The sequence below is a fragment of the Vibrio penaeicida genome (assembly GCF_002933855.1).
GTDB lineage: Bacteria > Pseudomonadota > Gammaproteobacteria > Enterobacterales > Vibrionaceae > Vibrio > Vibrio penaeicida_A.
Window position 1 is genome coordinate 38,431 of sequence record NZ_BFAQ01000019.1, and the last position, 15,974, is coordinate 54,404.

11 protein-coding genes are annotated in these 15,974 nt (G+C 46.4%); 2 read left to right on the top strand and 9 right to left on the bottom strand.

The window, feature by feature from the left end:
* Positions 1–8: 8 nt before the first annotated feature.
* Entirely contained in the window at positions 9–1,835 is a 1,827-nt protein-coding gene (locus VPNCDNU1_RS10645; protein WP_104400314.1) for a DUF294 nucleotidyltransferase-like domain-containing protein, read from the bottom strand.
* A 316-nt stretch (positions 1,836–2,151) separates the two neighbouring features.
* Between VPNCDNU1_RS10645 and VPNCDNU1_RS10650 the strand changes: the two genes are divergently transcribed.
* Both VPNCDNU1_RS10650 and VPNCDNU1_RS10655 read left to right on the top strand, forming a co-directional pair.
* A complete protein-coding gene (locus VPNCDNU1_RS10650; RefSeq protein ID WP_104400315.1) occupies positions 2,152–3,300 on the top strand; it encodes a 3-phenylpropionate MFS transporter in 1,149 nt (382 codons plus the stop codon).
* 364 nt (positions 3,301–3,664) lie between these two features.
* Positions 3,665–7,096, top strand: coding sequence for a hybrid sensor histidine kinase/response regulator (locus VPNCDNU1_RS10655; RefSeq protein ID WP_104400316.1), 3,432 nt, complete (start codon positions 3,665–3,667; stop codon positions 7,094–7,096).
* Positions 7,097–7,126: 30 nt separating this feature from the next.
* On the opposite strand, the gene VPNCDNU1_RS10660 is transcribed toward VPNCDNU1_RS10655, so the two are convergent.
* The 8 genes from VPNCDNU1_RS10660 to VPNCDNU1_RS10695 all read right to left on the bottom strand — a co-directional run bounded on the left by VPNCDNU1_RS10660 (position 7,127) and on the right by VPNCDNU1_RS10695 (position 15,878).
* A complete protein-coding gene (locus tag VPNCDNU1_RS10660; protein WP_167404770.1) occupies positions 7,127–7,729 on the bottom strand; it encodes a porin family protein in 603 nt (200 codons plus the stop codon).
* A gap of 274 nt (positions 7,730–8,003) precedes the next feature.
* Complete coding sequence (locus VPNCDNU1_RS10665; RefSeq protein WP_104400318.1) at positions 8,004–8,486, bottom strand: hypothetical protein; 483 nt, start codon at positions 8,484–8,486, stop codon at positions 8,004–8,006.
* Positions 8,487–8,579: 93 nt separating this feature from the next.
* Positions 8,580–10,307, bottom strand: coding sequence for a sodium:solute symporter family protein (locus VPNCDNU1_RS10670; RefSeq protein ID WP_104400319.1), 1,728 nt, complete (start codon positions 10,305–10,307; stop codon positions 8,580–8,582).
* Positions 10,308–10,319: 12 nt separating this feature from the next.
* Positions 10,320–10,583 (bottom strand): DUF4212 domain-containing protein, encoded by a 264-nt coding sequence (locus tag VPNCDNU1_RS10675; protein WP_104400320.1) that lies wholly within the window; start codon positions 10,581–10,583, stop codon positions 10,320–10,322.
* A 211-nt stretch (positions 10,584–10,794) separates the two neighbouring features.
* The gene (locus VPNCDNU1_RS10680; RefSeq protein WP_104400321.1) at positions 10,795–11,430 is read right to left on the bottom strand and encodes a response regulator; all 636 of its coding nucleotides are present in this window, start codon (positions 11,428–11,430) and stop codon (positions 10,795–10,797) included.
* A 161-nt stretch (positions 11,431–11,591) separates the two neighbouring features.
* A complete protein-coding gene (locus VPNCDNU1_RS10685) occupies positions 11,592–12,668 on the bottom strand; it encodes an ABC transporter ATP-binding protein (RefSeq protein ID WP_104400322.1) in 1,077 nt (358 codons plus the stop codon).
* Between the two features lie 17 nt (positions 12,669–12,685).
* Entirely contained in the window at positions 12,686–14,434 is a 1,749-nt protein-coding gene (locus VPNCDNU1_RS10690; RefSeq protein WP_104400323.1) for an ABC transporter permease, read from the bottom strand.
* Positions 14,435–14,537: 103 nt separating this feature from the next.
* Positions 14,538–15,878: an ABC transporter substrate-binding protein gene (locus VPNCDNU1_RS10695; protein WP_104400324.1), complete on the bottom strand. Its 1,341-nt coding sequence runs from the start codon at positions 15,876–15,878 to the stop codon at positions 14,538–14,540.
* Positions 15,879–15,974: the final 96 nt, after the last annotated feature.

A 15,974-nucleotide genomic window follows, 5' to 3' on the forward strand; every position in this document is an offset into this window, starting at 1 on the left:
TCTTTGTCTTAGTCACGGATTTGATAATGATAGCCCAGCCATTGCTTGAACTTTTTCACCACATGCAGGCTGTGCCTGAGAAGATCCCTTTCTGAACGGTCCAGTAATTTGAGTTCTATATTGTTACTGCTGTGGTGCTCTGATAACTGCTGCGCTAAACGTAATTTAAAGAATAATTTGAGTGCTTCCGTCAGGTTGTCTGCGGTATCGGGCTCAAGAATCCGTTTGTTCTGCAGTGCTTCTATGCGGTCAAAGGTGTTCTTTTCAATTAAAGCGTATTCCAACGAAAGCGCACGAATACCGTGCACAATGGGGAAAATGCCACCTCGTTTTATATCGAGCCCATCTTTGCTTTTTTTTACGTTGCCAAACAGAGTTAGGGGCGAAGAAAACTGCAAGGCTGGGCGCGTAAAGTCGAGCAGCACGAGCATGTTGTTCTTCATGCTGTCGGAGATATACTGTGCAACTGGGTCGAGTAGCTCTTGATTTCCGGCAACAGCGTGGGCATCGGTAAGGATGGCAAGTTTCATTACGTTCTCTGCCGTCCCCTTTGTGATCCATCGAGTCACTGTACGTTGCCAATCACTTTGGCTATGAACCCAATCGGGGTTATTCACCATGACTTTACCGGGGCAAAGAGGGTAGCCGAGTTGTTGTAGAGTATGGGTGAATCGTTCCATGACTTCTTGGCATTCCGGCCACTCAACGTCATCTTGCAGGATCAGTGCGTTGTCTTGGTCGGTTTTGAGCACCTGTTCACCTCGTCCTTCAGATCCCAATACGATCAGGCAGCATTTATCGTGCATAGGCGTAGGAACAATGAGGTGGAAGGCCTTCTCTATAATTTGCTCGTTGACTGCGGAGATAAGCTCCATGATGAAGCGAGTTCGAATGCCGTTATTGATTAGGCTTTCAACCAAATGTCGCTGCCTATTTGCTGCAAGGGCGAGCTCTTCAATGGATTGAGCACGGGCAATACTGAGAGATAAAACGTGTGAGTGTGTAGAGAAGCTAGACAGTATTTGTGTCATGTCTAACATGCCAATGGGCTCACTGCCATTGCAAACCATAACACGCTTCATTCGTTGACGAGTCATGGTGATCATCGCGTTAAACAGGAAGTCCCCATCTTCGATGTAATACACAGGAAAGGTTGCAATGGTGCCTACAGGCGTATCCAGTGGGTGGTCATTTAACATGACGGCATGCAGCATGTTGGTTCGCGTAATAATGCCAAATGGGTAAGGGGTTGAAGATTCAGCAAGCCTCGGATCGTGCTCTTCCAATCGCACTAATGCACTGTCGATTGAGTGCTCTTTCATGAGTTTCGTTACGGCATTGAGTGGCTCATCGTGATCAAGAATCAGTACCGGATGATAAATGCTGTCATCGACTTTCGTGAGAATGAACTCCCCAAGATTTTGCTGCTTTTGTGCCGCTTCGACCAGTTCTTGCCGTTTAGACAGGTTGGAGTCGAAATAGGCAGAAAACTTCGGGTTGGTTTGGTACAGCTCGATAAAGACTTCACTTGGGAGCAAATAACTTAAGGTGTCTTCTAAGGCGATGTACTTGTGCTTAACGGTTCCTTCTAGCTGAGCGCGCACGTCAAACAAATCATCGTTCGCATAATGTGCGAAGATTTCTTGATCGTCCCCTGAGCGTTCTTCTACTCCACCTTTAATGAGGATGTGTAACGCTGTCCCCGTTTGGCCCGGCTTGAGTATGGTTTCATTTTCGCGGTAATACGCAACATCTAAGGAAGCTCTTAGTCGTTCTTGTTCGTGCGTTGAAAGCCGATCAAAAGGAGCGGCGTTCATATTGAATTTATCCGGCATAGCTGAACAGCTCTAACACAATGACATTATCAATAGTGTTGGTAAAAAGTGGGATAAGCTCCAGACGACTTTGGTCTAATGGGTGCAGAGAACTTAGTTGTATCGGAGGAAATACGATTTAGCTGAATGCCAAATCGGAGATTTTTAATGGCGTCTATTTGGGTGGCTTAAATGATAGGTATTTGATAATAAAGCGCTTCATTTTTGTAAGGAGTGAACCGTTAAACAGGGAAGAAAAATCTCTCAAATTTTTCTCTTTTAGTTTGATGCGAAGTTGGGATAATGTCGCCCCGTTTCTTATTCAATTAGGTGTTTAATGCTCCGCAGTACCCCGTATGGCTGGATATCTCAGTATTTTGTCGGCTTCTTTTTCTCTTATGGCGTCCATTTGCCTTTTTGGGCAATTTGGTTTGCTTCACAAGATATTTCAGCGTCTGACATTGGTGTGCTGATCGGACTTGGACTGGCTTCTCGGTGTTTTGCCAATTTGGTGATTACCCCACGGTTGCATAAAGTCGAGCACTTAATACCTGCCCTTCGTTGGCTCACATTGGCATCGATGCTCGCCATTGTTGCGCACCTATTTGTTGGGGGCGACTTTTGGCTTCTAGCTGGGGCAACCATTCTATTTAACCTCTCTTGTGGCCCAGTGGTTCCATTGACCGATGCAATGGCGAACTATTACGCCCGCCTTAAGTTACTGGATTACGGCAGAACAAGGCTTTGGGGCTCCATCGCTTTTGTTGCGGGTTCGACAGTCGTAGGATATTTAGTGGCGATATACGGAGCGAGCGCCATTATTTATACCGCGTTGGCAGGGCTTGCGGCTTCGATGCTACTAGTGATGCGTAACCCTGATGTGATGCCTGTTTCGGAAACGGAAGAAAGCAAGGAAAGACCAAAACTGACGGCGATTTTGAAAGACTCGTCCGTGGTTCGCTTTCTGGTTTTAGCGTCGCTAATTCAGGGTAGCCATGCCGCTTACTATGCCTTTAGTTCGCTGCATTGGAAGTCCTCGGGGATTTCGGCAGATATCATTGGCTATCTGTGGAGTTTAGGGGTAATTGCTGAAATTTCCGTATTTGCGTTCAGTAAACGCATGTTCATGGGGTGGTCGCTTCGACTGTTATTTGTTGTGGCGTCTGTTGGTGTATTTGTCCGGTGGGGGCTAACAGCATCCACTACGGATATTTGGGCACTGATCATGGTTCAACTTCTCCATGGGGTGACGTTTGCTATGGCACATATTGCTGCGATTCAATTCATTCAAAAGCAGAGCCAAAACAAAATGGTGCCCTTGCAAGCGCTGTACAATGCGATTCCGCTTGGTGCATTCATAGCATTAATGACAACTCTCAGTGGTTGGGGTTATGAGAAGTGGGGTGCGAATGTGTTCTGGATGATGGCCGCTATGGGTATCATTGCCATTTTTATACGAGTAGATTCGAAGAAATCAGTGCAGTAGCACAATTTCAAAGCGAACCGTTTGAGATTAAAAATGAGACAACGTTAAATGAAAACCAGAGCACATATTCAAGCCACCTCAAGATGCTTGTTTCAGAGCTCTATCTTCTGTTTCATTTTTAGTCGCCACATACGCGGTGGGACGAGCGCTATTTTTTCGCTTCTGGGCGATGAAATAGGACAGAAGATAGGCTCCCCAAGGCGAGTTTACTTGGCTTTCATACTGCGTTATCGATCTTCGATTTAGAACCACTAGATCTTCAAATCGATGCCTTGCCTGAAAACCAAGTAATTCTCGCTGAATTCACCATATTGAGGCAGATTGAATATAGCTCTGGTTTTTTGCGTTACAAGGAAAGTTATTGATGCAAGGTTGGATTGTCATCCCCGTTTCATTGACCTATCTCGGTCTGTTGTTCTTTATTGCTTGGTATGGCGATCGCCGTGTGAAATGGCTGTCACGCTGGCGTCCTTGGATCTACAGTTTGTCGATTGCGGTGTACTGTACCTCATGGACTTTCTACGGAACGGTAGGGCAAGCAAGCAGTAACCCCTGGTCTTTCATTCCCATCTATGTCGCTCCGATTCTCGTCTTCACTGTTGGCTGGCGCTTGCTCGCACGGTTGATTCTTATCGCTAAACGCGAACACATTACGTCTATTGCCGATTTTATCGCTGCTCGATACGGAAAATCGCAAGGTTTGGCAGTCACGATCACCATTATTGCTGTGGTGGGGATTCTGCCATATATCGCCCTTCAGCTCCGTGGAATTACCATGGGGCTTGAGCTGGTTGCGCCCAATTTAACCGAAGACTTGGGCTATCAAGACGCCAATATTTCTTGGTTTGTGGTGTTAGCGTTGGCCATGTTCACCATGCTCTTTGGAACAAGGCACATAGACAATACCGAGCACCACCGTGGCATGATGATGGCCGTCGCATTTGAGTCCATCGTTAAGCTGGTGGCTTTTCTAACTGTGGGCTGCTTTATTGCTTATGTTGCTTTGCATACGCCCGAGCTCGACTTAATGGCGATTGCCAGCGAAACCTACGAATCACCGAATGTTCCAACGCTCGTGATTCACACCATATTAACCATGGCTGCCATTATTTGTTTGCCGCGACAGTTTCATACCATGGTAGTAGAAAACGAAAAAGCGAAAGATCTTTACACCGCGCGATGGCTGTTTCCGGTTTACTTAGTATTGATGGGGCTGTTTGTATTGCCAATTGCATGGGCAGGACAGGGCTTATTGACAGGCGTTTCACCTGACTCTTACGTTATCAGCTTGCCTCTCTCTATGGGGGCAGAAAACATAGCGTTGCTGGCTTTCTTGGGTGGCACCTCTGCGGCATCGGGCATGGTTATCGTGTCGACGATCGCGTTAGCCATCATGGTCTCAAATGATTTGGTTTTGCCGCTCATTCTAAGAAGAATGAAGCTTGCCGAGCGAACTCATACCCATTTCTCCGGTATGTTATTGAATATCCGCCGAGGGCTAATTCTCTTACTGCTGGCAGGAGCATGGGCATTTTACCAAGTGCTTGGCAGCATCAGTTCGTTGTCGGTTATTGGGTTGCTTTCGTTTGCCGCTATCGCACAATTTGCGCCGTCATTGATAGGCGGCATGTATTGGCGAGAAGGCAATCGGAAAGGGGTATATGTCGGGTTATTTGCTGGTTTTACCGTGTGGCTTATCACCCTAATGAGTCAAACGGAGATGCTGGCTGGCAGTGCCGACAGTAACTTTCTACTGTGGATCGTTACCCCACCAGATGTGCTGTCGAACCTATCGCTGTCTATGTCGGACTGGGGTATGTTTCTGAGTGTGTTGCTGAACACTTTCTTCTATATTGCAGTATCTCTATTTACCCGCTCTAGCCTAAGTGAGCGTTTACAGTCGGCAGCGTTTGTTGGAACACCGTTACCAGAAAGTGAAAATGTCAGCTTGTATCAAAGCCGAGTGACCGTGGCAGAATTAGAGATGCTGGCGTCTCGATTCGTTGGACGAAGCCGTGCCCGTGCTGCCTTTCGAAATTTCTGGAATCAGCAAGGTGGCGACATGTTACCTAATCAGCAAGCTTCGTCAGCCCTCATTCGCCACACTGAGCGGGTTCTGGCTGGAGTATTTGGTGCTTCTTCCGCTAAGTTAGTCCTTACTTCTGCGCTTCAAGGCAGAAATATGCAGTTAGAAGAAGTCGCGACCATCGTTGATGAAGCTTCTGAGCTGTATGACTTTAGCCGAGGGTTACTACAAGGTGCGATTGAACATATTAGCCAAGGCATTACCGTGGTGGATAAGCAGCTTAGGCTGGTGGCGTGGAATCAGCGGTATTTAGAGCTATTCGACTTTCCTACGGGGCTTATTCAGGTCGGTCGCCCCATTGCCGATGTGATTCGTCACAATGCTCAGCAAGGGCTATGTGGCCCCGGCGACCCTGAAGATCACGTAAAACGACGCGTTGAGCACCTCGTACGCGGAACCAAGCACACTTCTTCTCGAATTCGGCCTGATGGTCGTTTTATAGAGGTGCAAGGTAACCCAATGCCGGGCGGTGGCTTTGTGATGAGTTTTACGGATATCACCGTATTCCATGAAGCAGAAAAGGCGTTGAAAGAAGCGAACGAAAATCTGGAATCACGTGTGCATGAGCGAACCATTGAGCTAGAACGGTTGAATAAGCGCTTGGTCTCCGCCACTCAAAGCGCGGAGTCTGAATCGCATTCCAAGAGCCGATTCTTAGCCGCGGTCAGCCATGATTTGATGCAGCCGTTGAATGCGGCGCGGCTCTTCGCTTCGTCTCTTTCTGAAACCGCCAAAGATGACGATACGAAAAAGTTCTCTCACCACATCGAGAGTGCACTTGGCGCAGCGGAAGAGCTGATTGGTGATTTGTTGGATATTTCTCGATTGGAGTCGGGGAAATTAGAAACCAATGTTCATGCATTTTCCTTAAACGACGTGCTCGATAATTTGGATGCCGAGTTCAGCGCGTTAGCCAAACAGCAAGGCATCGATTTTAAAATGGTGCCTTCTAATTTGCTGGCGCAGTCCGACCCGAAGCTATTACGCCGAGTGCTGCAAAACTTCCTCACTAACGCCTTCCGCTATAACCCAAAAGGCAAGGTACTACTGGGGGCTCGCCGAGTGGGAAAGCAAGTTCGAATAGAGGTTTGGGACAATGGCGTAGGTATTCCAGAAGATAAACAAGCCGCTATTTTTGAAGAGTTTACGCGCGTAGAGGTGGGGCACAGCGATCAAGGCTTGGGGCTAGGGCTTGCGATAGCAAAAGGCATCGCCCGTGTACTTGGGCATGAGATCTCGCTAAGGTCTTGGCATGGGCAAGGCACCGTTTTTTCAGTGGCATTAAACCGAAGTGCTCAAATTGAACCTCAAGCAGTGATATCAGCGCCAGCCAATACCAGTGATGTGGCTGGAATGAAGGTTCTTTGTGTTGATAACGAAGCGGACATCTTAGTCGGAATGCAAGAGCTACTGGAGCGTTGGGGCTGCGACGTGAAAGTGGCAGAAGATCTGGTGCAAAGCTTAAAAGCACTCGAAAACGATTGGGCACCGGAAGTGATTTTCTCCGACTATCGCTTAGATCATGGCAGAACGGGATTAGAAGTTTTGCAGCAATGCCGACTCAGATTGGGTGACAGCTTTGAAGGGGTAATCATCAGTGCCGATCGAACCGACGATATGTTGGACGCCATTCAATCCAATGGATTCAGTTTTATCGCCAAACCAGTGAAGCCATTGAAGTTAAGAGCGGTGTTGAATCGGGTCAGTTGAAAAGAGCGCCGTTTGGCGCTCTTTTAACAATTAGAACTTGTAGCCGATACCTGCGTAGAGGGAATTTAAGTCTATCGTTATATTGTTAAATTCTGCGCTAGTACTCTTGTAGCCTACTCGAGCAGTTACACCATTGTGGTGCTGGTAGCCACCTTCAATACCATAAACAAACCCATTTTCGCTTGAAGACTTAACTGCAATCTTACTGTTTAGATCCAAGTTTAGAGTGTATGAACCGTATCCAAGCGTAGCGCCCATGTAAATATTGTCACTAACATAATACTTTGGCTTGAAGTTAAGCGCAGTACTTGTGAAGTAAGCTTCTGCTGCGTAGTTAGAAACTGTTTTGTAGTTACCCCAATTGTAATATTCTAGTTCTGCAGCAACATTAATTTTGTCGTTAGCATTGAATTCGTAACCAAGATTGAAACCTGATGCAATATCTAGGTCAGAGTTTAGAAGGTCATCACTACTGACTGAGTCGCCTTTAGCAGACGATTTACCGGAAAACCCCAAATCCAAACCAATGTAAAAGCCTTCTGTTTTTACTGACGTTGGCGCTTTGTCTTCTTGAGCTTGTGCTGGAAGGGCGATAGCTAGAGATAGCGCGCTAAGTAGAATTGTTTTATTCACTTTTATAATTTCCTGATTGATATATCTATTTTTTCGCGCGCATTATTATTTCTAATTCATATAGTTATCAATGGACAAATTGTTAATATTTATTAATGGTTGGCTATTTTATAATATCTAGGAGATTATCCTGATTGAGCTGAAATAGAAAAACCGTCAGATTGACGGTTTTTGGGGGAGTTTTAATGTTGTTTAGGGCTGAATTTCGCTAATCGATCTACCGTGCAAAATTCAGATTAAGTCGTTTCTTGAGTGAATTTTTCTCTTCAATAAGCTATTTGTCTTCAGTAAACAGCGTCTCGTAAACCACGAATTGGGTGTTTGCTTCACCGTAATATAATGTGTCGCCAGATTGAAACACCATCAGCAACTTGCTTTCTTCATTCTGAGGAGCATTAACGGTTAAGTGCCAGTTTTTCGCATCGATTTTACGCATTTTTGATGGAATACGTTTATCGTCAGGGGAGTCTGCTATTGCGATCTTTGCGCCCTCTAAAGGTAAATCCGCTTTTAAAGTTAACGTTAATTGACCATCTTTAATCCCTTCCGAGCGAAACTGAACTTTAAAATCTCCATTTTCCATATTGCATAATCCGCTGGTGTAGCGGCAATTGGATTTGCTTGCCAGTTTATAAGATTCCCCTTCTTTGGCTGCATGCGGAGTCTCGCTTATTGCTGCATCCGTACCGAAATACGCAATAATGGCAAGAATAGGGGCGATGAGCATGGCAATAATAAAGTGTTTGTTTTTAAACATGTTTGGGCTTCTTCCTGCTGACTTTTATCTAAAATGCCTCAGATGAGGAGATAAAAAAAGCCCCTGTCGGGGCTTTTGTGGCGTGTGTTTTAATTAGTGTGATTGAGCGTCGCCTGCGCCGGCTGGAACACGTACGTGCTCAACCAAGTCTTTCACTTCTTGTGGTGTATCTGCGGTTACTTTAGAAACAGCAAATGCGACTGCGAAGTTGAAGGCTGCACCGATAGCACCAAATGCATTTGGTTCAATGCCTAGGAACCAGTTGTTGCCCCAGCTTTCTAGGTATTTCCAATCGGCGATGAACAAAATGCCTTTGTGTTGGAATACGTAGAACAAAGTAATCGTGATACCTGCGATCATACCGGCGATTGCACCTTCCTTGTTGATGTTCTTGCTGAAGATACCCATCATCAAGGCGGGGAATATCGACGAAGCGGCCAAGCCAAAGGCGAGGGCTACTGTACCGGCGGCAAATCCGGGTGGGTTCAAGCCTAAATAGCCTGCCACCGCAATTGCCACCGCCATCGATATCCGACTGGCGAGGAGCTCCTTCTTCTCGGATATGTTCGGATTTATCACCCCTTTTATTAAGTCGTGGGATATGGACGACGATATTGCGAGCAATAAGCCGGCAGCAGTAGAGAGTGCGGCCGCCAAGCCACCCGCTGCTACTAATGCGATGACCCAGTTAGGCAGCTTCGCAATTTCAGGGTTTGCCAGAACCATGATGTCACGGTCCACTTTTAACTCGTTTGTTGCTTTGTCAGAGGTGTACTGAATTTCACCGTCGCCATTCTTATCGTCAAATCCTAGAAGACCTGTTTTCTCCCAGTTTTTGAACCAAGCTGGACGCTCGTCGTATTTCAAGTATTCATTCTGAGCTGGGTTTACTGTATCCATTAAGTTCAGGCGAGCCATTGCTGCTACAGCTGGAGCCGTGGTGTAAAGGATCGCAATAAAGAACAGTGCCCAACCTGCTGACGTTCGCGCATCACGTACTTTTGGTACAGTGAAGAAACGGATGATTACGTGAGGCAAACCCGCCGTACCAATCATCAGAGACATAGTGTAAACGAACATGTTCAGCGTATCGCCCCGGACGGCGGTGGTGTATTCGGTGAATCCGAGCTCTGTGACGACTTGATCAAGCCGATCGAGCAAGTAGACATCGGTTCCGACCATGGTCCCACCTAAACCAATTTGAGGTAGAGGGTTACCTGTAAGCTGAAGTGAAATGAAGATTGCGGGAATAGTGTAAGCTAAAATGAGTACGCAATACTGAGCGATCTGTGTGTAAGTAATGCCTTTCATTCCGCCCATTACAGCGTAAATGAATACGATACACATACCAATCATTAGACCTGTCGAGTAGTCCACTTCAAGGAAACGACCAAACGCAACGCCCACCCCTTTCATCTGGCCGATAACGTATGTCACCGATGCGATGATCAAACACGCTACCGCTACAACGCGGGCAGTGTTGGAATAAAAGCGCTCACCAACGAATTCTGGCACCGTGAACTTACCAAACTTACGAAGGTAAGGAGCAAGAAGCAGAGCAAGTAATACGTAACCGCCGGTCCAACCCATAAGGAATACAGAACCACCGTAACCCATAAAGGCAATCAAGCCAGCCATCGAAATAAACGATGCTGCCGACATCCAGTCTGCTGCTGTTGCCATGCCGTTTGCGATAGGGTTTACACCACCGCCCGCAACATAGAATTCTTTAGTCGAGCCAGCGCGGGCCCAAATGGCGATACCGATGTAAAGTACAAAGGTGGCACCGACGACTAAATATGTAATTGTTTTAAGATCCATCTTAACGACTCCTTACTCGTCCACGTCAAATTCGCGGTCTAACTGACGCATCTTCCACGCGTAGTAGAAAATGATTGCCAGGAAGCAGTAAATTGAGCCTTGCTGCGCAAACCAGAAACCGAGCTTATATCCGCCAAGTTGGATTTGATTTAGTGCATCAACAAACAAAATGCCACAACCGAATGACACTACAAACCAGATTGCCATTAAGGAAATCATGAGTCTTACGTTTTTGTCCCAGTAGGCCTTTGCCCGTTCTTTGTTCTCGAACGCCATTGCCGTCTCCTTACGATATTGAATGCTCTTCATTACATGAACAGCTCGTTGTTAACGATTTGTATCAGGATTTACAATAGCAAGATGAAATCAAGAACTCTTTTCTACTTTAGTCTGGGCGATAAAATGAAAAAGCCCCCTAAAAACGGGGGCTTAAAGAGAAGTGTTCCAAAAAGTGAGATGTTAACACGTTGTTAACTTAGCCGAAGGTCTAAGACTCTGGCTCCATTTGTTGAAGAAGAATGACGGCTTGAGTTCGGTTTTTGACACCGAGCTTGCGAAAAATGGCGGTCATGTGTGCTTTGATGGTCGCTTCTGAAACGTTGAGTTCGTAAGCAATCTGCTTGTTCAATAATCCGTCAGACAACATACCAAGTACACGGTATTGTTGAGGGGTTAACGCGGCGATCTTTTCACTTAGCTCATTGCATGCAGCATTATTGGTGATCATCCCTTCAGGGAAGAAAGGTTCTCCATTGAGTACCTGATTGAGTGCCGCCACCAGTTCTCTCATGTCGCTTGATTTTGGAATAAAGCCAAACGCACCATGGCTTTTAACTTGAGTGACGACGCTGGATTCTTCACTTGCAGAAATAACGACAATTGGGAGATCTGGGTATTCGGCGCGTAGTTGGATCAAACCAGACATTCCATTGGCGCCGGGCATCTTCAAGTCTAACAACAGAAGATCGGGTTCTTGCTCTTTCTCTAAAAGGGAAAGCAAAGCTTCTAAAGAATCGGCTTCAAGCAGATTGGCTCCACTGATCGCCATATGTACCGACTGAAATAAAGCATTACGGAACAGTGGGTGATCATCGGCGATGAGGATGGTGTAGGTCGAGTCCATGACGTTAAGCACTCTTTAACAGACAGTTAATTTAATTATTATCACCGTCTCCAGAATACAACAACTAATATGCGCTTATTCTCTGATTTTTCTTCTGAAAATGTGAAAGAACCAGACTAAGATAGACCGGTCCTTCAATAATTGATATTAGTGTCAGTAACTTAGCTTAACGCAACGATTTCATCAGGGTTAAGTTGCAGTAAAATCGGCGATCCATTTCTTATATGGGTTGAACCTCTTAAGTGAGGATCATCCACCATTAACATTTGACCACCAATATCAATGCCGTAACGCACTAAGTGACCCAAAAACTCTCTATGTGTCACTCTTCCTTCCAGTTTTATAGCATTTGAATTGGATGAAGAATGGCAAATTTCTAAGCTTTGAGGTCTGAATACCAACGAAATATCGCCTCGCTCTTTGGTTTGATAAGGGAAGTGAATTCCTGATTCTGATTGGAACACACTGCTTCCACCAGATTCAGTGATTTGCCCATTCAATACGTTCGCAGTACCTAAGAAATCGGCAACAAACTTATTGGCAGGGTTATCGTAGAGTTCAATGGGTTCTCCGATCTGTTGAATCACGCCTTGATCCAAAACCGCAATGCGATCTGAAATGGTGTTGGCTTCTTCCTGATCGTGAGTAACAAAGATCGTGGTTAACCCTAATTGACGTTGTAGATCAAGAAGATCACGTCGCATTTGTTCACGCAAATTCGCATCCAGATTCGATAAGGGTTCATCCAGAAGCAACACGCGTGGTTCAACGACTACCGTTCGTGCAATGGCGACCCTTTGTTGCTGACCACCAGAAAGTTGCGAAGGTCGGCGCTCGGCTAAATGAAAAAGCCCGACGAGGCTGAGCGCTTCATCCACCCGCTTTTTGATTTCCGGTTTCGGCACTTTGCGTTCTTCTAAGCCATACGCCACATTCTGGCGCACCGTCATATGCGGCCATAACGCGTAGCTTTGGAACACCATGCCTACGTTGCGCTTCCACGGTGGCTGTTCGATGACGTTTTCATCACCCAACAATATTTGTCCATTAGGGACGGGACCAAACCCTGCGATCGCGCGGAGCAGGGTAGATTTACCTGAACCGGAAGGACCAAGAAAGGCGAAAAACTCTCCGGGCTGGATGTCTAAATTCACCCCTTTTAGCACCTCGGTTTCCCCAAATGCTAACGTGAGGTCCTTAATGGTAATGCCGACTTGTTGGCTGTTTTCTAAACTCATGGGAAATTCCTTTTTTCTTAATGACTCTTTTCGCCGTGAGCTTGGCGAGTACGTTCAACAATGGTGTGCGACAAGTACGTCGCTAACCCAACTATCACTACGGCAATCACACCCAGCGCGGCACCGGGGCCACGCCCAGCAGCGCTTTGCATGAAGATGTACAAGCCGTAAGCCAATGGGGCATCCGATTCTTGTGCAACGAGCATAATGGTGGCGGAAAGCTCAACTGCGGCAGTGGCAAATGCGGTGACAAACCCTGCTAAAATACCTGCGGCCATTAGTGGCACGACAATGCGCCGGATGGTTCGAGATCGGGTTGCTCCTAGGTTTTCAGATGCTTCTTCAAGTGAAGGGCTAACCTGCTGTAACGCGGCCACGCAGGAGCGAAGCGCATAAGGTAAGCGCCGCACAGACAACGCAATCACAATGATTCCCCACCACGTTGCCATCGATGTGCCAACAATCGGTAGTTCAACATCATAGAAGGTGCGCAAATAGCCAATGCCGAGAACAACACCCGGTACCGCGAGAGCAGCCATGGCACCAAAATCTAGCCATTTTCGTCCCACCATTTTCGTGCGCCAGACAAGGTAAGCGATCGCGGTGCCCAAAATGACATCGATAATGCCCGCTAAACCAGCGTAAAGCAGAGTATTGGTGATGAAGTCAGAAGCTTGAGTGATCGCAGTGGTGTAGTGATCTATCGTGAAGCCGTCTGGAAGTGGGCTAAAGCTCCAGATCGTACCAAATGAAAGCAGTAACAAAGCAAAGTGCGGAGCCAGAACCAGCATGAGGATCAGGGCAATCACCGCATAGCAACCCACCATTTCCATAGGACGAAGCTCACGCTTGGATAAACCGCCACCACCTTTTTGCGTGGTGGAGTAGTCTTTTCCTTTTAACGCTTGGAAAGAAACCCAAAGTGCAAACACAGAAAACGCCACGAGAATAACCGAAATAACGTATCCCATCGGATCAGAAATACCTACCGATGAAATGCGCAAATACGCTTGTGGAGCCAGCATGTTGTTTACGTTGAGTAAAAGTGGTGTACCTAAATCATCAAACACTTTCACAAACACCAGCGACGCCCCCGCAACATAGCCAGGCATAGCAAGTGGGAACACGATTCTTCTAAACAATTTTAAGCCTGAAGAACCCAGTGATTGCGCCGATTCTTCCATTGAGCGATCAATGTTTTGTAATGCGGCAGATAAGTTAATCAGGATGAATGGGAAATAGTGAACGCTTTGAACAAAGATAACGCCATTCAACCCCTCCATAACCGGGATTGTGAAACCGAAATATTCGTCCAAAAGCAAATTCATTGTTCCGTTTTCACCAAACAGCAATTGCATCGCGACGGCGCCAATAAAGGGCGGCATGATAAGAGGCACAATACCTAAGGTTTGAATCAGCACCGTACCTTTAAACTGGAATCGGCTGGTGAAATACGCCAAAGGCATGGCAATAATAGACGCCACCACCACCGACATGAAGGCAACGTAGAAAGAGTTAAAGAAAGATTCTTGGAACAAAGAAGAACCAAAAAAATCTTGAAAGTTAACCAGTGAAAAGCTGCCTTCTTGATCTTGGAAAGCAACAAAAATGACCTTTAACACGGGCACAAAAAGAAAAACGATGATGAACAAGGCGATGATGATGGCGGATAAATATAATCCCCAATCTTCACGAATTTTTTTCAGCAAACCACGGCCTTTTTGTCCTGTGTCGTCTTTTGACTGTGGAAGAGAGACACTACTCATAAGAAACTCCATGTTCTTGAGATAAAAATTCCCCCCAGCACCACGCAATTACGTGGTGCTGACCTACAAGTGGGGGAATCAGATGTTGTAGAACGGAAAAGGCTTACAGCATATCCATAGCTTGTTCGGCAAGCGCTTTCGCTTTGTCGTAGTTAGCGACGACTTTTTTATCCCAAGCTTGCTCAATTTCAGCCTGACGAGCGCCGACTTTGTCGGTTTTCTTCTTACGCTTTTTGGTGAAGATACCGGCAAAATCAGGGTCACTGGCTTCTTGTGCCGTGATAGGCATTTGATTGATTAATGCTTTAGCTTGAGCAACCAGCTCTAGCGCTTTGGCATTGTTTTGAGATTTCGCTTTGGATTCAGCCTCTTGAATGGCTTTCGTTGCACTGCGCAACTCTCCCATACGGTAGGTGATCATGACGTCAAACAAGCTATTGACGACGTTGTAGCGAGATTTGGATAGGTTGAGATCGAAATCCACCGTTCCAAGTTTTTCACCTGTAAATGGGTTTGGGAAACCTTCAGGTGTTTTGCTGTATACATTTGGGTTGACGGGTAAGCGCTGAATCCCTTCATCGAGAAGGAGTTCTTGCCCTTCGTCAGAGAGTAGGAAATCGATAAAAGCGCCTGCCGCTTCTTGGTTCGGTGCATTTTTGACTTTACCAACGTTAGCGGGAACAAGTGCCGTCACTGTCGGATAGTGGAAGTCGACCGGAAAACCTGTTGCTTTCGACGACAGACCAAAGAAGTCAATCACAATACCCACACCAAATGAGCCACTGTTTACGCCATCTGGCACACCAAAACTTCGCTCGGTGACTACACGGAAGTTACCTGAAATGGCTTTTAGCGTTGCCCAACCATCTTCCCAGCTCTTACCTTGAAGGATCGCTTCTACCGTTAGGTGAGTGGTTCCTGAGCGTGAAGGTGCCGACATTCCCACGTGTTTGTGGTAAATGGGGTCCGCCAAATCTTCCCATTCATTGGGAATAGGCAGCTTTTTGGCTTTCATGTAGCGTTCGTTCCACATCATGCCGTAGCCCGACAGCGCAAACCCTTTGTAGTAACCGTCTGGGTCATTAATAGGAAATGATCCTACTTTCTCGGGAATACCGGTTACTGAGGATTGGTACTGTGCCAGTAAGTCGTTGTCTTTTAGCACTTCAAAAGCATCGGGGGCTGAAGCCCAGAAAATATCGGAGTTGTTACGAGAAGCCGTTTCTTGCAGATACTTGATACCGGATGTGGTTTTTTTCTTTAAGATTTCGACTTTTACGTTGGGGTATTTTTTTTCAAACGCTTTTTTATAAACGTCGGTCACGTCATTGGAAAACGAGGTGACGATCACCAAGTCTTTGTCCGACATTGCCCAAGCGGATGCGCTGCCCATTGCGAGCATCATTGCGCTGGTTAGTGTCAGCAGTTTGATTCCATGTTTCATTGTGCACTCCATTTTTATCAACGTAGGGTTATCCATGTGCGGGTTACCAGCGATTTGCGCGATAACCTATCGTTAATAGTTCAAATGTTATGCCAA